The sequence below is a fragment of the Streptomyces sp. NPDC091412 genome (genome assembly GCF_044756885.1).
Classification (GTDB): domain Bacteria; phylum Actinomycetota; class Actinomycetes; order Streptomycetales; family Streptomycetaceae; genus Streptomyces.
Window position 1 is genome coordinate 11,945 of sequence record NZ_JBIVTV010000015.1, and the last position, 20,523, is coordinate 32,467.

Genomic DNA, 20,523 nt, shown 5'->3' on the forward strand with positions numbered 1-20,523 from the left:
GGACAGGTTACGGGGTGCGGTGGGTGGGGGCGGGGCCCGCGGCCGCGGTTGTGGCCTTCGTCATCCCATGTGGTCGAGACGCCGCAGGATCACTCCCTCCCTGAGGGCCCACGGGCATATCTCCAGGCTTTCCACGCCGAAGAGGTCCATGGCGCCCTCGGCGACCAGGGCTCCGGCCAGGAGCTGTCCGGCCCGGCCGTCGGAGACTCCGGGGAGTTCGGAGCGCTCGCCGGACGTCATGCCGGACAGCCGCGGCACCCACGACTCCAGGGACTCCCGCTTCAGCTCGCGCTGGACGTACAGCCCCTCGGTGGAGCGGGGGGCGCCGGCCAGCCGTGCGAGCTGTTTGAAGGTCTTCGAGGTGGCGACGACGTGGTCGGGGGCGCCGAAGCGGCTGAACTCGCCGACCGTGCGCGCGATCTCGGCGCGCACATGGCGGCGCAGCGCCCTGACGTCGTCCGCGGTGGGCGGGTCGCCGGGCAGCCAGCCGGCGGTGAGCCGGCCCGCGCCGAGCGGCAGCGACACGGCCGCGTCGGGCTCCTCGTCGATGCCGTAGGCGATCTCCAGTGAGCCGCCGCCGATGTCCAGGACCAGCAGTTTCCCGGCCGACCAGCCGAACCAGCGGCGGGCGGCGAGGAAGGTGAGGCGCGCCTCCTCCGCACCGCTGAGCACCTGGAGCCTGACCCCGGTCTCCTCCTGCACGCGCGCGAGGACGTCGTCGGCGTTGTCCGCCTCGCGCACGGCGGAGGTGGCGAACGGCAGCAGGTCCTCGACGCCCTTGTCCTCGGCGGCCTGGAGTGCTTCGCGGACCACGGCGACGAGTCTGTCGACGCCGTCGGAGCCGATCGCGCCGCTTGCGTCGAGGAGCTGTGCGAGCCGCAGTTCGGCCTTGTGCGAGTGCGCGGGCAGCGGACGCGCACCGGGGTGCGCGTCGACCACCAGCAGATGCACCGTGTTCGAGCCCACGTCGAGGACACCGAGTCTCATGTACGGAACGCTACTGCCACCTGGCACGTCGTCCGCCCCCGGCGCTGTGTGCGAGGCACGGCTCGGGAGGGTGCCGGCACGGCTGCCCGGCGACTTACCCTGGACGGGTGCCAAAGACGAAAAAGGCGAAGACCGATAAATCGGCGAACCCGGCGAAAGCAGTGAGGCCGAAGAAGCGGGGCGCGGAATCCGACGAGAAGGGGCTCGAATTCGCGCGCGCGTGGGTGGAGTTCCCGGATCCGGCGGACGACGAGCAGGTCTTCCGCTGTGATCTGACATGGCTGACCTCTCGTTGGACCTGCATCTTCGGAAGCGGCTGCCAGGGCATCCAGGCGGGCCGCGCGGACGACGGGTGCTGCACCCTGGGCGCCCACTTCTCCGACGAGGACGACGAGAAGCGGGTCGCCGAGCACGTGGCGAGGCTCACACCGGACATCTGGCAGAACCATGCCGAGGGCGTGGAGAACGGCTGGGTGGCCGAGGACGAGGAGGGCTCCCGGCAGACGCGCCCCTTCCATGGCTCGTGCATCTTCCAGAACCGGCCCGGCTTTGCCGGCGGCATGGGCTGCTCGCTGCACATCCTGGCCCTGCGAGAGGGCCGCGAGCCGCTGGAGACGAAGCCGGACGTGTGCTGGCAGCTGCCGATCCGGCGGACCTTCGAGTGGATCGACCGGCCCGACGACACACGCGTGTTGCAGGTGTCGATCGGGGAGTACGACCGCAGGGGCTGGGGTCCGGGCGGTCACGACCTGCACTGGTGGTGCACCTCGGCGACGTCGGCGCACGGCGCGGGCGAGCCGGTGTACGTCTCCTACCGGGCCGAGCTGACCGAGCTGATGGGCAAGGCCGGCTACGACCGCCTGGTCGAGCTGTGCGAGCAGCGTCTGGCCTCCGGGCTGCCGCTGGTGGCGCCGCATCCGGCGGATCCGGCGGATCCGGCCGTCTGACGGGCCGCCGGCCGCCGCCTCGGCGGCTCGCCTGAAGGCCCCGCAGGTGCCCGGCCCCGATCGCCGGTGGCGGACCCTCCGGCGATCGGGGCCCGCTACCGGCGGCCGCCCGCAGAGGCCGGGGCCGGGCATCCGCGGTCGCGCTTGGCGTGCCGGCCCGAGCCGTCGCACGCCCTGCCCTCGCGCCGTCCCCCCGGCCGGCCCTCGGCCGCGCTGGGTGTGTCGCCGCCCGCGGACGGCGGGGGCGTGCTGTCCGGGTCGGTCGGCGACGGCTCGGTGGGAGTGGGCGTGGGGTCGGTCGTCGACGGCGGGTCGGTCGGGGTGGGGGTGGGCTCGGAGGGCGCCGGAGTGGTCGGCGTGGGGCGTGGGCCGGACGTCGCGGGCGGGTCGGCCGGGCGCCTGGGCCCGGCTCCGGAGGGGCTGGGTGCCGTGCCGTAGCCGTCGATGGAGACGACGGCACCGGCGGGCGCGATCGCCACACGCGCGCTCCAGCGGCCGGAGGGCTCGCGCAGGTGGTCGACGTACACCTTGATCGTCAACGACTCGCCGGGCTGGAGGGTCCCCGACGAGCGGCTCGGGTAGAGCCAGGCCGCGCCGGTGGACGCGGACCAGTGGACCGGGCCGGCCCCGGCGGCGGTGAGCGTGATCAGGGTGGTGTCACCGGTGTTGTCGGCGCTCACCGTCAGGCGGCCGTCCTTGTGGCCGGCGCCCGTGACGCTGATGACCTCCACGGAGACGTCCGGCCGGCCGCTCGTGCCGAAGCGGGTGTCGGGCCCGGGCCCCGCGTTGCCGGTGTTCTCGTAGCCCCTGCCGGCCCCGTCGCCGCCCAGGACGCCGGGGCCGTGCCCCTCGTGCGCGCTGGCGGCGGGACCGTCGGGGCCCTCGCCGGCCGGGCCGCCGCGGTAGGCGGCCCACAGGGCCAGCACCGGCGCGGCCACCACCGTGGCCACCACCGTGGTCGTGACGGCACGCGCGCGGAGTCGGTCCCTGCGGGCGGCGCGGTCCTTCGGGTCCATCGGGAAGCCGCGCCGGTCGAACCGGGGAGCGGTGCTCCGCGCGCGCGGGTGGTGGGCCAGGGCCTTGTGGAGGGCCGCGCGGGGCGCGGGCAGTACGGGCAGTTCGGCGGGGGTGACGGTGGCGCCGGGCCACTGACCGGGCAGGGCGCGCTCGGCGGTACGGCGGCAGCGCGGGCAGTCGTCGACGTGCCGGACGAGTTCGCGCCGCAGTGCCGCGCCGAGGACGAGCCGGCTGTCCCCGGTGAGGCGGGACACGCTCGGGCAGGTGCCGGTCTCCACCACGGCGAGCGCCGCACGGGTGCGCTCCACCTCGCAGGCGGCCGCGGCGAGCAGTTCCCGCGCGGCGGCGAGGCCCATGCCGAGGACGGCGGCGACCTCGTGTGCGGCGAGGTGGTGGCGTACGGCGAGTTCGAGCGCCTCGCGCTGCTCCGGGGTGGTGCCGGCGGCCTCCGGCCAGGCGAGCTGGGCGAGTTCGCGGCGCCGCTCCCGCCGGACCTCGTCGGGGACGGGCGGCGGTACGGCCCGCGCGGCGGCGTGCCGGTCGCCGCCGGTGCGGCCCGCGGCGTGCGTGCCCTGACGTTTCTGCTTGGCCTCGGCCAGCTTGCGCAGGCACGCCCAGCGGGCCAGCGCGTACAGCCAGGCCCGGCGTTCGCCCGCGGTCCCGGGTCCGCGCTGTCCGCGCCGCTCGGCGAACACCAGCGCGTCCCCGAGGGCGGCGGTCGCCGCCTCGTGGTCGCACAGCACGGACAGGCAGTAGGTGAACAGGCCGTCGAGATAAGGCTCGTAGCGCGCGGGCAGGCGGCACGCCACGGCGTGCGCGGCAGCGCGGTCGCGCGCCTCGCGGTGTGCCCGATGCGCACCGGTCGTGCGGGGCGAGGTGTCCGGACTGCTGCTCATCACCTGTGCGACCGTAGGCGGCCCGGGATCGTCCCTCTGTGCACCTTGAGCACTTTTAATCCGTACGGGTGAAACGATCCCTCTTAAGGGGAACGGAACCTCGGGTTCCATGACCCGTTCGAGTGTGCCCGCCCGACGACGGCGGGGCGCGGGGCCGGCCCGGGGTCCGGCACGATGTCCGGCACAGGGTCCGGCGCGGGGCCCGCACCGGGCCACCGGCGGCCGGGCTGTCGGTGCCGGCGGTTACGGTTTTCCCCATGGCTGCCCGTACCAAGACCACCAAGGACCGCCCGTCCTACCGCTGCACGGAGTGCGGCTGGCAGACGGCCAAGTGGCTCGGCCGCTGCCCCGAGTGCCAGGCCTGGGGCACGGTCGAGGAGTACGGCACGCCCGCGGTCCGTACGACGACGCCGGGCCGGGTCACCACCTCCGCGGTGCCCATCGGCCAGGTCGACGGCCGCCAGGCCACCGCCCGCCCCACCGGCGTGCCCGAACTCGACCGGGTCCTGGGCGGCGGGCTCGTCCCCGGCGCCGTCGTCCTCCTCGCGGGCGAGCCCGGGGTCGGCAAGTCCACGCTGCTGCTGGACGTGGCGGCCAAGTCCGCCAGCGACGAGCACCGCACGCTCTACGTCACGGGCGAGGAGTCCGCGAGCCAGGTCCGCCTGCGCGCCGACCGCATCGGCGCCATCGACGACCACCTGTATCTGGCCGCCGAGACCGATCTGGCCGCCGTCCTCGGCCACTTGGACGCGGTCAAGCCCTCCCTGCTCATCCTGGACTCGGTGCAGACGGTCGCCTCGCCCGAGATCGACGGCGCGCCCGGCGGCATGGCGCAGGTCCGCGAGGTCGCGGGCGCGCTGATCCGCGCCTCCAAGGAACGCGGCATGTCCACGCTCCTGGTGGGCCACGTCACCAAGGACGGCGCCATCGCGGGCCCGCGCCTGCTGGAGCACCTGGTCGACGTGGTGCTGCACTTCGAGGGCGACCGGCACGCGCGCCTGCGCCTGGTCCGCGGCGTCAAGAACCGCTACGGCGCGACGGACGAGGTCGGCTGCTTCGAACTCCACGACGAGGGCATCACCGGCCTGGCCGACCCGAGCGGCCTGTTCCTGACCCGCCGGGCGGAGCCCGTGCCCGGCACCTGCCTGACCGTCACCCTGGAGGGCCGCCGCCCCCTGGTCGCGGAAGTGCAGGCGCTCACCGTCGACTCCCAGATCCCCTCCCCGCGCCGCACGACGTCGGGCCTGGAGACCTCCCGGGTCTCGATGATGCTGGCCGTGCTGGAGCAGCGGGGCCGGATCAGCGCGCTGGGCAAGCGGGACATCTACTCGGCGACGGTCGGCGGGGTGAAGCTCTCCGAGCCGGCCGCGGACCTCGCGGTCGCCCTCGCGCTGGCCTCGGCGGCGAGCGACACCCCGCTGCCGAAGAACCTGGTCGCGATCGGCGAGGTGGGTCTGGCGGGCGAGGTCAGGCGGGTCACCGGCGTGCAGCGCCGGCTCGCCGAGGCCCACCGCCTGGGCTTCACGCACGCCCTCGTGCCGGGCGACCCGGGCAAGGTCCCGGCGGGGATGAAGGTCCTGGAAGTGGCCGACATAGGCGACGCGCTGCGGGTCCTGCCCCGCTCGCGTCGCCGGGACGCCCCACGGGAGCAGGAGGAGCGCCGGTAGACTTTGCCCTGGTCTCGCCCGTCCGTACGAACCGAGTGTGCGAAACGGCAGCGCCTGAAGAACCTGCGACCGGAGGAGTGCAGTGGCAGCCAACGACCGGGCAGCAGCTCCCGGAAAGTCCGGCGGGAGTTCCGGCGCCGATGGCCTGATGCGCGCCTCCCTGAGCGCCGTGGCACCTGGCACGGCCCTGCGGGACGGCCTCGAACGGGTGCTCCGCGGCAACACCGGCGGGCTCATCGTGCTCGGCGCCGACAAGACCGTGGAGTCGATGTGCACGGGCGGTTTCGTCCTGGACGTCGAGTTCACGGCGACCCGGCTGCGGGAGCTGTGCAAGCTGGACGGCGGCATCGTGATCTCGTCCGACCTGTCGAAGATCCTGCGCGCGGGCGTGCAGCTGGTTCCGGACCCGACGATCCCGACCGAGGAGACCGGCACCCGGCACCGTACGGCGGACCGGGTCAGCAAGCAGGTCGGCTTCCCCGTGGTCTCGGTCTCGCAGTCCATGCGGCTGATCGCCCTCTACGTCGACGGCCAGCGGCGCGTCCTGGAGGACTCCGCGGCGATCCTCTCCCGCGCCAACCAGGCCCTGGCGACCCTGGAGCGCTACAAGCTCCGCCTGGACGAGGTGGCGGGCACGCTGTCGGCGCTGGAGATCGAGGACCTGGTGACGGTCCGGGACGTCTCGGCGGTCGCGCAGCGCCTGGAGATGGTGCGCCGTATCGCCACCGAGATCGCCGAGTACGTGGTGGAGCTGGGCACCGACGGCCGGCTCCTGGCCCTCCAGCTCGACGAGTTGATCGCGGGCGTGGAGCCGGAGCGCGAACTGGTGGTGCGGGACTACGTCCCCGAGCCCACCGCCAAGCGCTCCCGCACGGTCGAGGAGGCCCTGGCCGAGCTCGACAAGCTCTCCCACGCCGAGCTTCTCGAACTGTCCACCGTCGCCCGCGCCCTGGGCTACACCGGCTCTCCGGAGACCCTCGACTCCGCGGTCTCCCCGCGCGGCTTCCGCCTGCTGGCCAAGGTGCCCCGGCTGCCCGGCGCCATCATCGACCGCCTGGTCGAGCACTTCGGCGGCCTGCAGAAACTGCTCGCCGCGAGCGTCGACGACCTCCAGACGGTGGACGGTGTGGGCGAGGCGCGGGCGCGGAGCGTCCGCGAGGGCCTGTCGCGGCTGGCGGAGTCGTCGATCCTGGAGCGCTACGTCTGACCGACGCCGGCCACGGCCGGCCCGCCTCGGGCCTCTTCGGGCCTCTTCGGGCCTCTTCGGTGACCGTTGACCCTCCTGGCTCTCTTCGGTCACCCTCGGCCCGGTCGGCCCGGGTCGCTCGGCCCCGGGTCGCTCGGCCCCGGGTCGCTCGGCCCCGGGTCGCTCGGCCCCGGGTCGCTCAGTCCTCCGACAGCACGAACGACGTCCGCTGCTTCGCGTACCCCGGCGCCTTCGCCTCGACCAGGTAGGTGCCCGCCCCGGCCGACCCGGCCGGCGGTGTCGCGCACTGCGGGGCGCTCGGCTTGCGGTCCCAGCGGACGGTGTAGGTGATGGCGCTGCCCGCCGGCACCCGGTACAGCCGGCTCCCGGCCGTCGTGGGGCAGTCGGCCGAGGACCAGTAGGCGGAGCTGCTCTCGGCCTGGCTGATCGTCACCACCGCGGACTTCGGCCCGAGATCGACCTTGCAGTCGCTTCCGGAGGAGTTCGCGGCGGTCAGCTCGAACACCGGCGTCTGGCCGGGCCCGTAGGAGTTGCCCACGCTGCGCAGCGTCACCTTCACCGCGTTCGCGGTGCAGTTGGGCAACGTGCTGCCGGCCGGCAGCACCGCACCCGGACCGCCGCGGCCCTTGGCACCCTCGTCCCCGCCGCCGGCGGACCCGCCGGAACCGGAACCGGCGCCGTCTCCGCTCCCCCCGGCGCCGTCGCCGTCGGAACCGGCGGTGCCCCCGATGCCGCCGGTCCCGGACCCCGATCCACCCGAGTCACCGCCGCCGGACTCTTCCCGGCCGCCGGGATGTTGGCTGATCGCGGGACCGGAACCGGAGGGACCCGGCGTGATGGTCGAGGCCGAGGGCGCCGGATGCTTGCCGTCCGGCCCCTCGCCGTTGGTCTTGCGGCCCCCGCCCCCCAGGGGGACGATCCAGACGATCAGCAGCGCCAGCAGGGCGACCACGGACAGCATGACGAGCCGCCGTCGCCAGTAGATGGAGGCGGGAAGCGGACCGACCGGATTGCGCAGAGATCCCACGGCCCAAACTGTACGAGAGATCGTCGGCTTCCCCGGCCCCACCCGCCGCGCCGGCGACAACTTTTCCGGATCATCATCACGGCAACGCCCATATTCACGGGCCGCTTTGGCCTCGCCGTGATCACCCGGGCACGGTTCGTGACGACACCGGCCCGCGCCGGGTCACACGGCCGCCCACCCCCACGTGGCAGGATCGGAAGGCCATGACTGCGCCCACACTGCCCCCGCACAGCAGCCCCGACACCCCGGCCAACGCCACCGGTGCCCGGACGGGCACCGGCACGCCCGCCGGCGCCGAGGCCTCCGGCACCTCCCTCGGCCCGACTCTGCACACCCAGGTCATCACCTGGTTCGACGACCACGCCCGCGACCTGCCCTGGCGACGCTCCGACGCCGGCGCCTGGGGCGTGATGGTCAGCGAGTTCATGCTCCAGCAGACGCCGGTGAGCCGTGTGCTGCCGGTCTACGAGCAGTGGCTCGACCGCTGGCCCCGGCCCGCCGACCTCGCCAAGGAGGCGCCGGGCGAGGCCGTCCGCGCCTGGGGCCGGCTCGGCTACCCGCGCCGCGCCCTGCGCCTGCACGGCGCCGCGGTCGCCATAACGGAACGGCACGGCGGCGACGTGCCGACCGAGCACGCGCAACTGCTCGCCCTGCCGGGCATCGGCGAGTACACGGCCGCTGCGGTCGCTTCCTTCGCCTACGGACAGCGACACGCCGTCCTGGACACCAACGTCCGCCGGGTGCTGGCCCGCGCGGTCACCGGTGTGCAGTACCCGCCGAACGCCACGACCGCCGCCGAGCGGCGTCTGGCACGCGCCCTGCTGCCCGAGGACGAGGGGACCGCGGCCCGTTGGGCGGCCGCCTCCATGGAGCTCGGCGCGCTGGTGTGCACGGCGAAGAACGAGTCGTGCCCGCGCTGCCCGATCGCCGCGCACTGCGCCTGGCGGCTCGCGGGCAAGCCCGCGCACGACGGGCCGCCGCGCCGCGGGCAGACGTACGCCGGCACGGACCGGCAGGTCCGCGGCAAGTTGCTCGCCGTGCTCCGCGAGGCCCACGCGCCCGTCCCGCAGCCGGTGCTCGACCGGGTCTGGCACGAGCCGGTCCAGCGGGCCCGCGCCTTGGACGGTCTCGTCGCGGACGGCCTGGTGGAGCCGCTGCCGGGCGGACTGTACCGACTGCCGCTGACCTGACCTTCCGTCACCCGACCCCTGACACCCGGCACCTGACACCCCGCATCCGACCCCGGACACCTGATTCGAAGTCACCCCACAGGCCCGCCACGCCTTCAGGGCGCGTCGCGGCTGTTCGTGTCACACACCCGCACACCCCCCGACCCCTCAAATCACCCTCAAAGGGGACCAATCGGGACACCGCTTTACCCCGTTCCTACTTCCGTTACACAACCGACGCACAGCCGAGGGCTGGCCGCAGGCTGCTTCGGACAGCGCCGTGACAACGCCTCCGTACCTTCATTTGCGTGCCTGACAGGCACCGGACGGCTGCCGACCACAGCCCGTCCACTCACGGCTTGGAGACCGGCGGCAGGCGGGTCGGGAAACGGGGATCGGAGGCGGTCGTACATGGCGCAGGGAGAGGTGCTCGAGTTCGAGGAGTACGTGCGTACCCGGCAGGACGCGCTGCTGCGCAGTGCGCGCCGGCTGGTACCGGACCCGGTCGAAGCCCAGGACCTGCTCCAGACGGCACTCGCGCGGACCTACGGACGCTGGGAGGGCATCGCCGACAAGCGGCTCGCGGACGCCTATCTGCGCCGCGTGATGATCAACACGCGGACCGAGTGGTGGCGGGCCCGGAAGCTGGAGGAGGTCCCCACCGAGCAGCTCCCGGACGCCCGCGTCGAGGACTCCACCGAGCAGCACGCCGACCGCGCGCTCCTCATGGACATCCTGAAAGTGCTCGCTCCCAAACAGCGCAGTGTCGTGGTGCTGCGACACTGGGAGCAGATGTCCACGGAGGAGACGGCCGCCGCCCTCGGCATGTCGGCGGGTACGGTCAAGAGCACGCTGCACCGGGCGCTCGCCCGGCTCCGCGAGGAGCTGGAGGCGCGCGATCTGGACGCACGCGCGCTGGAGCGTGAGGAGCGGGAGCGTTGCGCGGCCTGACCGGCAGGGGTACAGGCTCGGGGCCCAGGCGCGCCCGGGACACCTTGCAGGCGGCGATCACGGCGACGGCCGTGCTCGCCGCCCTCGCCCTTTCCGCGTCCGCCTGCGGCACCGGGGGGACCGGCGCGCGCGACGAGGGACCGGCCCGCGCCGGCTCGGTGGCGGGCACCGTCCCGGCCCCCTCCCCCGACCCCACCGGCCGGGCCCAGCAGGTGGACGCGGTCCGGCTGATCATGGACGACCCGCAGGTCTCGGCGGCGGTCAAGCGCGGCCTCAAGCCGTGTGTGGCCGAGGACTACCCCGTCGACGTGTCGTACGGCGACCTGACCTCGGGATCGGCCGAGGACATCGTCGTCAACGTGCTGACCTGCGGAGACGCGGTGGGTGTGGGTGCCTATGTGTACCGCGAGCAGGGGGGCCGGTACGAGAACGTCTTCACGGCCGAGGAGCCCCCGGTCTACGCCGAGATCGACCGCGGCGACCTCGTGGTGACCAAGCAGGTGTACGCGCGGGGGGACCCGGTGTCGAGTCCGTCCGGCGAGGACGTGATCACGTACCGCTGGTCGGCGGGCCGGTTCACCAAGGAGTTCAGCACGCGCAACGAGTACAGCAAGGCCGCCGGGGGCATCGCGACGCCGGTTCCCGGCCACTGACGGCAGCGTGGGGGAGCCCGGGCGGCGGCCGCGCGACAATGGCGAGGGCGTGAGGCGGCCGGGGCCACCCGTCCGGTCTCCCGGTGAACCGGTCACGGATGGACGCGTCCGGCCGCGGACGTGCCCGCACGGTGGGCCAGGAGCGCACGAACACCAGAGCGCACGACCAGAGCGCACGACGAGAAGCACACGAGGACTGAGAGCACCCGGATGGCAGAACAGACCCACGTCCTGTTCGTCGAGGACGACGACGTCATCCGCGAGGCCACACAGCTCGCCCTGGAGCGGGTCGGCTTCGCGGTCACGGCGATGCCCGACGGGCTGTCCGGCCTGGAGGCGTTCCGGGCCAGGCGGCCCGACATCGCGCTGCTGGACGTCATGGTTCCCGGCCTCGACGGGGTCAGCCTGTGCCGCCGCATCCGCGACGAGTCGACCGTTCCGGTGATCATGCTCTCGGCGCGGGCGGACTCCATCGACGTGGTGCTGGGTCTTGAGGCGGGCGCCGACGACTACGTGACCAAGCCGTTCGACGGCGCCGTCCTGGTCGCCCGCATCCGCGCCGTGCTGCGCCGTTTCGGGCACGCCGGCGGCGTCCGGGCGGACGCGGACCCGGCCGCGGTGGACGGCGGGGTCCTGAGCTTCGGCGACCTGGAGATCGACACCGAGGGGATGGAGGTGCGCCGGGCCGGGCAGCCGGTGGCGCTCACGCCCACGGAGATGCGGCTGCTGCTCGAATTCTCCTCGGCTCCGGGCACGGTGCTCTCCCGGGACAAGCTCCTGGAGCGGGTGTGGGACTACGGCTGGGGCGGCGACACCCGCGTGGTCGACGTCCATGTGCAGCGGCTGCGTACGAAGATCGGCCAGGACCGCATCGAGACGGTGCGCGGCTTCGGCTACAAGCTGAAGGCCTGAGCGGGGCGGTCATGCCCGGGATCACACGGCGCCTGCTCCCCGAGCGCCTGGAACGCGCGGACATCCGCACGGGGCTGAGGTGGAAGCTCAGCGCGGCCATCGCGCTGGTCGGCGCGCTGGTGGCGGTCGCGCTCAGCCTGGTCGTGCACAACGCGGCACGGGTGTCGATGATGGACAACGCGCGCGACCTGGCGGACGAGCGGGTCCAGATCGCCCAGCGCAACTTCGAACTGTCGGGGCGGCCGAACTTCCCCGGCATCAGGATCGACGACCCGGCACTGCCCTCCGAGCTGCGGGAGAAGGTCGAGCAGGGCCGGCGTGCGACATACGTCACCGACCGCGCCGGCAAGCTGCCCGACATCTGGGCGGCCGTACCGGTCAAGGACGGCCACGTGCTGTCCCTGCACACGCACTTCACCGACCGCAGCACGAACATCCTCAACGACCTCGACCAGGCCCTGGTCATCGGCTCCATCACGGTCGTCCTCGGCGGCAGCGCGCTGGGCGTGCTCATAGGGGGTCAGCTCTCGCGGCGGCTGCGCAAGGCGGCGACCGCGGCCAACCAGGTCGCCAAGGGTGAGACGGACGTACGGGTCCGGGACGCCATCGGAGGTGTCGTACGCGACGAGACCGACGACCTCGCGCGGGCGGTGGACGCGATGGCGGACGCGCTCCAGCAGCGGCTGGAGGCGGAGCGCCGGGTCACGGCGGACATCGCGCACGAGCTGCGCACCCCGGTGACCGGGCTGCTGACCGCGGCCGAGCTGCTGCCGCCCGGCCGGCCGACGGAACTGGTCCTGGACCGCGCGAAAGCCATGCGCACGCTGGTGGAGGACGTGCTGGAGGTGGCCCGGCTCGACGGCGCCTCGGAGCGGGCCGAACTCCAGGACATCGTGCTGGGCGAGTTCGTCGCCCGGCGGGTGGCGGCCAAGGACCCGGACGTCGAGGTTCGTGTGGTGCACGAGTCCGAGGTCACCACCGACCCGCGGCGGCTGGAGCGGGTGCTGTTCAACCTGCTCGCCAACGCCGCCCAGCACGGCAAGCCGCCGATCGAGGTGACCGTCGAGGGCCGGGTCATCCGGGTGCGCGACCACGGCCCCGGATTCCCCGAGGACCTGCTCGCCGAGGGCCCGAGCCGGTTCCGCACCGGCAGCAGGGACCGCGCCGGGCACGGCCACGGCCTCGGCCTGACCATCGCCGCGGGGCAGGCCCGCGTCCTCGGCGCCCGTCTGACCTTCCGCAACGTCCGTCCCGCGGGCGCCCCTGACCACATCCCGGCCGAGGGCGCCGTCGCCGTCCTGTGGCTGCCCGAACACGCCCCGACGAACACGGGCAGCCATCCCCTGCTTCCGGGGCAGTGACGCCCGGCGGCCGACGCACGAGGGCCGTCCCCGGGCACTTGCCTCCGGGCCCCGGGGACGCGCGGTCCCCGGCCACCGCGGTGCCGACCGGGACGCTGCGGGGCCGGCCACCGGGCGCCGGCCGGGCGTGGCGTACGGGGCCGCCCCCGCCGTGATCCTGCGGCAGAGGAGGGCGGACGGCCGCGGGCCGGGGCGGACATGCCGGGGGCCCGTGGAAATCCGCTTCCGGCGGACTTCCACGGGCCCCTCGGTCACCCACGTTCGGCTCGGGCGGTCAGACGGCCTCCGCCACGTCCTGACGTGCCTGCGCCTCGCCCGCGTCGGCGCGGTCCCCCGTGGCCGGTCCCGCCCCCCTCAGCGGGACCTCCTTGACGAACACCGCCGCGACGAGCGCGACCACCGCCACCACGGCGCCCAGCAGGAACGCCGAGTGCGTGCCGGCGGACACCGCGTGCTGGTAGGCCTCGCGGGCCTGGGCCGGCAGCTTGGCGAGGCTCGCCGCGTCCAGCTGCGCGGACTGCTCGGTGATCCCGCGGCCCAGGGCGCCGGCCCGCTCGGCCATCTCGTGCTGGACGCGGTTGTTGAACAGCGCGCCCATGATCGCGACACCGAAGGAGGAGCCGAGCGTACGGAAGAGGGTGGTGGACGAGGAGGCCACGCCCATGTCCCTCAGCTCCACGCTGTTCTGCGCGACCAGCATGGTGATCTGCATCAGGCAGCCCATGCCCGCGCCCAGGACGGCCATGTAGAGGCCGGAGGTGAGGCGGGTGGTGCCGGTGTTCATGAGGGACAGCAGGTACAGCCCGGCGATCATCAGAACGCTGCCGACGATGGGGAAGACCTTGTACCGGCCGCTGTTGGTGGTGACCCGGCCCGCGATCAGCGACACGACCATCATCGCGGCCAGCATCGGCAGGAGCAGCAGACCGGAGTTGGTCGCGGAGGCGCCCTGCACCGACTGCTGGTACAGCGGCAGGAACAGCACCGCGCCGAACATCACGAAGCCGGTGATGAAGCCGATCAGCGACATCAGGCTGAAGTTCAGGCTGCGGAAGATGTGCAGCGGCACGATCGGCTCGGCGGCCTTGGTCTGCCAGAGCACGAACCCGACGAGCGCGACGACGCCGATCGCCATGAGCTCCATGATCCGCGCGGAGGTCCAGGCGTACTCCGTACCGCCCCAGGTGGTGACGAGCACGATGGAGCTGATGCCCACGGTCAGCAGCACGGCACCCAGGTAGTCGATCCGCGCCTGGGAGCGCTTCTTCGGCAGGTGCAGTACGGCGCTGATCGCGACGAGTGCCACCGCGCCGAGGGGGAGGTTGATGTAGAAGGACCAGCGCCAGCCCCAGTTGTCGGTGATCGTGCCGCCGACCAGGGGGCCGCCGATCATCGCGAGCGCCATGACGCCGGCCATCATGCCCTGGTACTTGCCGCGCTCCCGCGGCGGGATCAGGTCGCCGATGATGGCCATCACACCGACCATCAGACCGCCCGCGCCGAGGCCCTGGACGGCGCGGAAGCCGATCAGCTCGCCCATGTTCTGGGCCATGCCGCTCAGCGCGGACCCGAGCAGGAAGATGACGATCGAGGTCATGAAGGCGCCCTTGCGCCCGTACATGTCGCCGAGCTTGCCCCACAGCGGGGTGGCCGCCGCGGTGGCCAGGGTGTAGGCGGTGACCACCCAGGAAAGGTGCTGAAGGCCGCCGAGCTCACCGACGATCGTCGGCATCGCGGTGCCCACGATCATGTTGTCGAGCATCGCGAGCATCATCGCGATCATGAGGGCGAGCAGGACGACCCGCACGCTCCTGGGTTGTTTGCCGGCCTGAGCCGTCTCGGGCCCGGCTTTCGCGCTGTCCGCCATCCGTCCTGCTCCCCCAGTCGATTGGGACTTACTTGCCGCCCGGCAAGTTGACTACACTCTGGAAAGTAGACCTCCAGCTAGCCGGTCGTCAAGTAAGTTTTGCCGACCGGCCGGCAGGCAAGGTGTCCAGGGAGCTCGAGGAGTACGAGGATGGACGTCACGATGGACGGCACCAGGCAGCAGCGCCGCGGAAACACCCGCCAGCGCATCCAGGACGTGGCGCTCGAACTCTTCGCCGAGCAAGGCTACGAGAAGACCTCCCTGCGCGAGATCGCCGAGCGTCTCGACGTCACCAAGGCGGCCCTGTACTACCACTTCAAGACGAAGGAAGAGATCCTCGTCAGCCTGTTCGAAAGCCTCACGCGTCCGATGGAGGAGCTGATCGAGTGGGGGCGGCGGCAGCCGCACACACTGGAGACCAAGCAGGAGATCGTCCGCCGTTACGACCAGGCGCTCGCCGACGCGGCGCCGCTGTTCCGCTTCATGCAGGAGAACCAGGCGACCGTGCGGGAGCTGCGCATCGGGGACGCCTTCAAGGACCGGATGCGCGGCCTGCGGGACATCATCATCGACCCGGGCGCGAACCTGGCCGACCAGGTCCGCTGCGTCAGCGCCATCTTCACGCTGCACGCCGGGATGTTCGTCATGCAGGACATCGAAGGCGACCCCGAGGAGCGGCGCAAGGCCGTGCTCGAGGTCGCCATCGACCTGGTGACTCAGGCACACCGGGGCGCGCGGGAGTCCTGACGCGTCCGCCGCCCGCCGTTGGTCGGCAGGGCGGCGGTGCGGTGCGCTGTTCGGCCGGTCAGACGGCCACGCCCTGCGAGCGCAGGAAGGCGAGCGGGTTGAGCGCGGAGCCGTAGTTCGGGGTGGTACGGATCTCGAAGTGCAGGTGCGGGCCGGTGGAGTTGCCGGTGTTGCCGGACAGGGCTATGTGCTGACCGGTGGCGACGGCCTGGCCGATCCTCACGTCGACGCGCGAGAGGTGGGCGTACTGGGAGTACGTGCCGTTGGCGTGCTTGATGACGACGGCGTTGCCGTAGGCGGGGCCGTCGCCGGCGCCGTTGGGACCGGCCTTGACGACGGTGCCGGCGTTCGCGGCGACGACCTTGGTGCCGGTCGGCACGGCGAAGTCCTGGCCGCTGTGCTTGTGTACCCAGTGACCGCCGGCCTGGTTGAAGCCGGCGCTGAGCGCGAACTGCTTCACCGGCGCCGTCCAGGCGGCGGCCTGCGCGACGGCGGCGTGGGGGGCCGCCGTGGTCTCGGCGGCGGACGCTACTCCCGCACCCATGGCGACGGAGACCCCCAGACCGGCGGCCAGGACGGCGGCGCGGGTACGGAGCTTGGTCGTACGGGCGGAACGGGACGTGGCGCGCTGGAACATCGAAACCTCTGGGGGTGGGGGACATGAGGACCACCCGGACGCATGTGCCTTCGCCGGGCGGGCCATCCCTTGGTAACCCCGCCGGTCACTGCCGCTCAAACACCCCCACTACGACGGAACGTAGTAAGAGGGGGCAGTGTCGTACGTCTCTTGACGTCTCCCCCATTCAGGACAAATGCCCTGCAGAGGACCCGTTTCGTAACATTTCATTGTCTTACATGTCCGCTTTTTCAGCCCCTGTCCCCCACTAAGCACCGTAGTACGGGTCGGAGCGCTTGTGTGCCATGTCACCGGTGAGCGGGGGTGGGCCCTCTTTCCCTGTGACCGAGGCCATGTGGCCCCCGTCTCACGGACGGCCCCCTCGGCCGCGGGCACACGGGCACGCGAAAGGGGCCGGTGCCCGAAGGCACCGGCCCCTTTCGGTTGCCGCTGAGGCTTACGCCTCCTTGCTCAGGTTCGGCCCGGGCCCTCCGGCCGCCTGCTCGATCGGCGGGACGTCCGGCAGCGCGGACTTCTCCTCGCCGCGGAAGGTGAAGGTCTGGGACTCGCCCTCGCCCTCGGTGTCCACGACCACGATGTGACCGGGGCGCAGCTCACCGAAGAGGATCTTCTCCGACAGCGTGTCCTCGATCTCGCGCTGGATGGTCCGGCGCAGCGGCCGGGCGCCCAGAACGGGGTCGTAGCCCTTCTTGGACAGCAGCTCCTTGGCCGACTGGGAGAGCTCGATGCCCATGTCCCGGTCCTTCAGGCGCTCGTCCACCTTGCCGATCATCAGGTCGACGATCCGCAGGATGTCGTTCGGAGTCAGCTGCGGGAAGACCACCACGTCGTCGACGCGGTTGAGGAACTCGGGCCGGAAGTGCTGCTTGAGCTCGTCCGACACCTTGTTCTTCATGCGCTCGTAGTTGGTCTTCGTGTCGCCCGAGGCCGCGAAGCCCAGGTTGAAGCCCTTGGAGATGTCCCGGGTGCCGAGGTTGGTCGTCATGATGATGACCGTGTTCTTGAAGTCCACGACCCGGCCCTGGGAGTCGGTCAGGCGACCGTCCTCCAGGATCTGCAGCAGCGAGTTGAAGATGTCCGGGTGGGCCTTCTCGACCTCGTCGAACAGGACGACCGAGAACGGCTTGCGGCGCACCTTCTCGGTGAGCTGGCCGCCCTCCTCGTAGCCCACGTAGCCGGGGGGCGAACCGAAGAGGCGGGAGACCGTGTGCTTCTCGCTGAACTCCGACATGTCGAGGGAGATCAGCGCGTCCTCGTCGCCGAAGAGGAACTCGGCGAGCGCCTTGGACAGCTCGGTCTTACCGACACCGGACGGGCCGGCGAAGATGAACGAGCCACCCGGACGCTTGGGGTCCTTCAGACCCGCACGCGTACGGCGGATCGCCTTGGAGAGCGCCTTGACGGCGTCCACCTGACCGATGACCCGCTTGTGGAGCTCGTCCTCCATGCGGAGCAGGCGGCTGGACTCCTCCTCGGTCAGCTTGAAGACCGGGATGCCGGTGGCCGTGGCGAGGACCTCGGCGATCAGCTCGCCGTCGACCTCGGCGACGACGTCCATGTCGCCGGCCTTCCACTCCTTCTCCCGCTTGGCCTTGGCGGCCAGGAGCTGCTTCTCCTTGTCGCGCAGGGAGGCGGCCTTCTCGAAGTCCTGCGAGTCGATCGCGGACTCCTTGTCCCGGCGGACCGCGGCGATCTTCTCGTCGAACTCGCGCAGGTCCGGCGGCGCGGTCATCCGGCGGATGCGCATCCGGGAGCCGGCCTCGTCGATCAGGTCGATCGCCTTGTCCGGCAGGAAGCGGTCCGAGATGTACCGGTCGGCCAGGGTGGCGGCCTGGACCAGCGCCTCGTCGGTGATGGAGACGCGGTGGTGCGCCTCGTACCGGTCGCGCAGACCCTTGAGGATCTCGATCGTGTGCGGCAGGGACGGCTCGGCGACCTGGATGGGCTGGAAGCGGCGCTCCAGGGCCGCGTCCTTCTCCAGGTGCTTGCGGTACTCGTCCAGGGTGGTGGCACCGATGGTCTGCAGCTCACCGCGGGCCAGCATCGGCTTGAGGATGCTCGCCGCGTCGATGGCGCCCTCGGCGGCACCCGCACCGACCAGCGTGTGCAGCTCGTCGATGAACAGGATGATGTCGCCGCGGGTGCGGATCTCCTTGAGCACCTTCTTCAGGCGCTCCTCGAAGTCACCGCGGTAGCGGGAGCCGGCGACCAGGGCACCGAGGTCGAGGGTGTAGAGGTGCTTGTCCTTGAGGGTCTCGGGCACCTCGCCCTTGACGATGGCCTGGGCGAGGCCCTCGACGACGGCGGTCTTGCCGACGCCGGGCTCACCGATCAGCACCGGGTTGTTCTTGGTACGACGGGACAGCACCTGCATGACCCGCTCGATCTCCTTCTCGCGCCCGATGACCGGGTCGAGCTTGGACTCGCGAGCGGCCTGCGTGAGGTTCCGGCCGAACTGGTCGAGGACCAGGGACGTCGAGGGGGTGCCCTCGGCAGGGCCGCCGGCGGTGGCGGTCTCCTTGCCCTGGTAACCGGAGAGCAGCTGGATCACCTGCTGCCGCACCCGGTTGAGGTCTGCGCCCAGCTTGACCAGGACCTGGGCGGCGACGCCCTCGCCCTCACGGATCAGGCCGAGCAGGATGTGCTCCGTGCCGATGTAGTTGTGGCCCAGCTGAAGGGCCTCCCGGAGCGACAGCTCCAGGACCTTCTTGGCACGGGGAGTGAAGGGGATGTGGCCGGAGGGCGCCTGCTGGCCCTGGCCGATGATCTCCTCCACCTGCTGGCGGACCGCCTCGAGCGAAATCCCGAGGCTCTCAAGGGCCTTGGCGGCGACACCCTCACCCTCGTGGATCAGGCCCAGGAGGATGTGCTCAGTGCCGATGTAGTTGTGGTTGAGCATCCGGGCTTCTTCCTGAGCCAGGACGACAACCCGCCGCGCGCGGTCGGTGAACCTCTCGAACATCGTTAATCGCTCCTCAGAGCGGTCAGGCAGTGGGGGGAACTTCCCCTCCCTGTCCTTCCGCAGCTTAGTCCCGCAAGCGGGGACCGCTCATTCCAACTGCCGACACCGGACCGAGAACCAACACTGCCTCCTGACCCCGAACGCCGACATCTGCTCCAACCCGATGGTGCGAGACGATGTTCCCGCAGGCCAGGCAGTTACCCCAGTCGCCAGTACGCCGATGGCGAACGTGAGACTCCGCTGCCCGGGTGCCGCCTGCGTGTCGCCCCCTCCCACTAGGCATCTCTTACCCGTACCGACTGACCATGCATGCCGCGTGACCGGGTTCCCTCAGCTATGGGCGAACAACCTTGCGCCCTTTCCCGCCCCCGCGCGCCCCTCTCGCCCACGACATTTCGCACACACGCTGATACCGAGCGTAACTCCAGCGTGTTTCGGATGGTTTCTCAGGCATGGTCGGCAGCCCTTCCACGGTCCCCGTTCCGGTTCCGTCTCCCCGTCGGCCGCCGGTCCCCGGCGACGGGGGGCGGCAGTCGCGGCACCGGCTGTGCCGGCGCCACTGGTACGAGAACGAACTGGGCTGGGCCACGGTGCCCGGAGCACCGGTACGACTTGTGGTGGGCCGCCACTTCGACGTCCTGGACGTGCCCGCCGAGGCCGGGCGTGCGGCGCTGCGCCATCTGGGGCCCGGCTCTCCGGTGGCCTTGCGGGGGGACCGGATGCGGCTGCTGATGGCGGCGGGCAGCGCGGAGGAGCTGCCGGGGCTGCTGGAGTGGCTGGAGTGGGGCCCGTCGGTGCTGGGCCTGGACCTGGTGGCCCTGGGCGCGGGCGCGCTGATGGACGCGCCGCCGCCTCCGGGCGCCGGTCCGCTCGGGCCGCGGCCGGTCAGCCCCGGCCGCTCCGGTTCACAGGGGGCCGCCGTGTGGCTGCGGCCCCCTGGGTCCGCGTGCGAGGTCGAGGCCTCGCTGCCGACACTGTCGGCCGTGGGGGCCGGTGGGGGCACCCCCGATCTCGTACGTCTGGTGGACACGGTGGCGACACACGTCCACCGGATCCGGCTGCGGCGCGCGTGCGCCCAGCCGTTCCCGTTCCACGAGGGCCTGGCACAGGCCCCTGATCAGCCGTTGGCCTTCTCGTAGGCCTCGCGAATGGACGCGGGGACCCGGCCGCGGTCGTTGACCTCGTAGCCGTTCTCCTTCGCCCAGGCGCGGATCTGCGCGGTGTCCTGGCTGCCGCCGGAAGCGGCACGCGCCTTTCCACGTCCGCCCGAAGCGCGGCCCCCGGTGCGCCGGCCGCTCTTGAGGTACGGCTCGAGAAGGCCACGGAGCTTGTCCGCATTGGCGGTGGTGAGATCGATCTCGTATGTCTTGCCGTCCAGCGCGAACGTCACGGTCTCGTCCGCCTCGCCGCCGTCGAGGTCGTCGACAAGAAGGACCTGAACCTTCTGTGCCACCGGATTTCCTTTCATCGATAACGTGAGGACCGGGGATGGTCGGTGTCCGCCGATTCGCCGTCC

Annotated in this window: 17 protein-coding genes; 10 read left to right on the plus strand and 7 right to left on the minus strand. The window is 72.1% G+C overall.

All coding sequences use genetic code 11. The annotated features are described in order from the left end of the window. Positions 1 to 60 precede the first annotated feature (60 nt). Positions 61 to 987 carry a Ppx/GppA family phosphatase gene (locus ACIQMV_RS28675; protein WP_402596252.1) on the minus strand — a complete coding sequence of 309 codons (927 nt, stop codon included), beginning with the start codon at positions 985 to 987 and terminating at the stop codon, positions 61 to 63. Between the two features lie 107 nt (positions 988 to 1,094). Here ACIQMV_RS28675 and ACIQMV_RS28680 point away from each other — a divergent pair, with 107 nt between their 5' ends. Continuing rightward, positions 1,095 to 1,934: a hypothetical protein gene (locus ACIQMV_RS28680; protein WP_402596253.1), complete on the plus strand. Its 840-nt coding sequence runs from the start codon at positions 1,095 to 1,097 to the stop codon at positions 1,932 to 1,934. A 95-nt stretch (positions 1,935 to 2,029) separates the two neighbouring features. Here ACIQMV_RS28680 and ACIQMV_RS28685 read toward each other — a convergent pair whose 3' ends face one another. Beyond that, positions 2,030 to 3,850 carry a hypothetical protein gene (locus ACIQMV_RS28685; protein ID WP_402596254.1) on the minus strand — a complete coding sequence of 607 codons (1,821 nt, stop codon included), beginning with the start codon at positions 3,848 to 3,850 and terminating at the stop codon, positions 2,030 to 2,032. A gap of 254 nt (positions 3,851 to 4,104) precedes the next feature. Between ACIQMV_RS28685 and radA the strand changes: the two genes are divergently transcribed. Both radA and disA read left to right on the plus strand, forming a co-directional pair. Further along, complete coding sequence (gene radA, locus ACIQMV_RS28690; protein WP_402596255.1) at positions 4,105 to 5,514, plus strand: DNA repair protein RadA; 1,410 nt, start codon at positions 4,105 to 4,107, stop codon at positions 5,512 to 5,514. A gap of 82 nt (positions 5,515 to 5,596) precedes the next feature. Further along, positions 5,597 to 6,721, plus strand: coding sequence for a DNA integrity scanning diadenylate cyclase DisA (gene disA, locus ACIQMV_RS28695; RefSeq protein ID WP_141359566.1), 1,125 nt, complete (start codon positions 5,597 to 5,599; stop codon positions 6,719 to 6,721). 178 nt (positions 6,722 to 6,899) lie between these two features. Here the strand turns inward: disA and ACIQMV_RS28700 are convergent, their stop codons facing one another. Next, entirely contained in the window at positions 6,900 to 7,748 is an 849-nt protein-coding gene (locus ACIQMV_RS28700) for a hypothetical protein (protein ID WP_402596256.1), read from the minus strand. Between the two features lie 203 nt (positions 7,749 to 7,951). On the opposite strand from ACIQMV_RS28700, the gene ACIQMV_RS28705 reads away from it, so the two are divergent. From ACIQMV_RS28705 to cseC, 5 genes are all read left to right on the plus strand, one after another. Then, on the plus strand, positions 7,952 to 8,938 hold the full coding sequence (locus ACIQMV_RS28705; RefSeq protein WP_141359568.1) for an A/G-specific adenine glycosylase: 987 nt from the start codon (positions 7,952 to 7,954) through the stop codon (positions 8,936 to 8,938). Between the two features lie 390 nt (positions 8,939 to 9,328). Then, positions 9,329 to 9,868, plus strand: coding sequence for a SigE family RNA polymerase sigma factor (locus ACIQMV_RS28710; protein WP_100568556.1), 540 nt, complete (start codon positions 9,329 to 9,331; stop codon positions 9,866 to 9,868). After that, positions 9,856 to 10,521 (plus strand): hypothetical protein, encoded by a 666-nt coding sequence (locus ACIQMV_RS28715; protein WP_402596257.1) that lies wholly within the window; start codon positions 9,856 to 9,858, stop codon positions 10,519 to 10,521. The genes ACIQMV_RS28710 and ACIQMV_RS28715 overlap by 13 nt, the downstream gene beginning before the upstream one ends. A 210-nt stretch (positions 10,522 to 10,731) precedes the next feature. Next, complete coding sequence (gene cseB / locus ACIQMV_RS28720; protein ID WP_141359570.1) at positions 10,732 to 11,433, plus strand: two-component system response regulator CseB; 702 nt, start codon at positions 10,732 to 10,734, stop codon at positions 11,431 to 11,433. A gap of 11 nt (positions 11,434 to 11,444) precedes the next feature. Continuing rightward, positions 11,445 to 12,794 (plus strand): two-component system sensor histidine kinase CseC, encoded by a 1,350-nt coding sequence (gene cseC / locus ACIQMV_RS28725; RefSeq protein ID WP_402596258.1) that lies wholly within the window; start codon positions 11,445 to 11,447, stop codon positions 12,792 to 12,794. 274 nt (positions 12,795 to 13,068) lie between these two features. Here the strand turns inward: cseC and ACIQMV_RS28730 are convergent, their stop codons facing one another. Beyond that, entirely contained in the window at positions 13,069 to 14,661 is a 1,593-nt protein-coding gene (locus ACIQMV_RS28730; RefSeq protein ID WP_402596259.1) for an MDR family MFS transporter, read from the minus strand. 150 nt (positions 14,662 to 14,811) lie between these two features. Here ACIQMV_RS28730 and ACIQMV_RS28735 point away from each other — a divergent pair, with 150 nt between their 5' ends. Then, a complete protein-coding gene (locus tag ACIQMV_RS28735) occupies positions 14,812 to 15,408 on the plus strand; it encodes a TetR/AcrR family transcriptional regulator (protein WP_141359573.1) in 597 nt (198 codons plus the stop codon). Between the two features lie 58 nt (positions 15,409 to 15,466). On the opposite strand, the gene ACIQMV_RS28740 is transcribed toward ACIQMV_RS28735, so the two are convergent. Beyond that, a complete protein-coding gene (locus ACIQMV_RS28740) occupies positions 15,467 to 16,045 on the minus strand; it encodes a M23 family metallopeptidase (RefSeq protein ID WP_402596260.1) in 579 nt (192 codons plus the stop codon). A gap of 436 nt (positions 16,046 to 16,481) precedes the next feature. Continuing rightward, positions 16,482 to 19,007, minus strand: coding sequence for an ATP-dependent Clp protease ATP-binding subunit (locus tag ACIQMV_RS28745; RefSeq protein WP_141359575.1), 2,526 nt, complete (start codon positions 19,005 to 19,007; stop codon positions 16,482 to 16,484). A 452-nt stretch (positions 19,008 to 19,459) separates the two neighbouring features. On the opposite strand from ACIQMV_RS28745, the gene ACIQMV_RS28750 reads away from it, so the two are divergent. Beyond that, positions 19,460 to 20,146, plus strand: a complete 687-nt coding sequence (locus ACIQMV_RS28750) for an SCO3374 family protein (protein WP_402596261.1) — start codon at positions 19,460 to 19,462, stop codon at positions 20,144 to 20,146. On the opposite strand, the gene ACIQMV_RS28755 is transcribed toward ACIQMV_RS28750, so the two are convergent. After that, on the minus strand, positions 20,125 to 20,460 hold the full coding sequence (locus tag ACIQMV_RS28755; RefSeq protein ID WP_141359577.1) for an Lsr2 family protein: 336 nt from the start codon (positions 20,458 to 20,460) through the stop codon (positions 20,125 to 20,127). The two genes, ACIQMV_RS28750 and ACIQMV_RS28755, sit on opposite strands and share 22 nt — an antisense overlap. Positions 20,461 to 20,523 lie beyond the last annotated feature (63 nt).

Coding starts and splice junctions, on each gene's coding strand:
- ACIQMV_RS28675 (WP_402596252.1), bottom strand. CDS start 987: ATGAGACTCGGTGTCCTCGACGTGGGCTCGAACACGGTGCATCTGCTG.
- radA (WP_402596255.1), top strand. CDS start 4,105: ATGGCTGCCCGTACCAAGACCACCAAGGACCGCCCGTCCTACCGCTGC.
- ACIQMV_RS28705 (WP_141359568.1), top strand. CDS start 7,952: ATGACTGCGCCCACACTGCCCCCGCACAGCAGCCCCGACACCCCGGCC.
- ACIQMV_RS28710 (WP_100568556.1), top strand. CDS start 9,329: ATGGCGCAGGGAGAGGTGCTCGAGTTCGAGGAGTACGTGCGTACCCGG.
- cseB (WP_141359570.1), top strand. CDS start 10,732: ATGGCAGAACAGACCCACGTCCTGTTCGTCGAGGACGACGACGTCATC.
- cseC (WP_402596258.1), top strand. CDS start 11,445: ATGCCCGGGATCACACGGCGCCTGCTCCCCGAGCGCCTGGAACGCGCG.
- ACIQMV_RS28730 (WP_402596259.1), bottom strand. CDS start 14,661: ATGGCGGACAGCGCGAAAGCCGGGCCCGAGACGGCTCAGGCCGGCAAA.
- ACIQMV_RS28735 (WP_141359573.1), top strand. CDS start 14,812: ATGGACGTCACGATGGACGGCACCAGGCAGCAGCGCCGCGGAAACACC.
- ACIQMV_RS28740 (WP_402596260.1), bottom strand. CDS start 16,045: ATGTTCCAGCGCGCCACGTCCCGTTCCGCCCGTACGACCAAGCTCCGT.
- ACIQMV_RS28745 (WP_141359575.1), bottom strand. CDS start 19,007: ATGTTCGAGAGGTTCACCGACCGCGCGCGGCGGGTTGTCGTCCTGGCT.
- ACIQMV_RS28750 (WP_402596261.1), top strand. CDS start 19,460: ATGGTCGGCAGCCCTTCCACGGTCCCCGTTCCGGTTCCGTCTCCCCGT.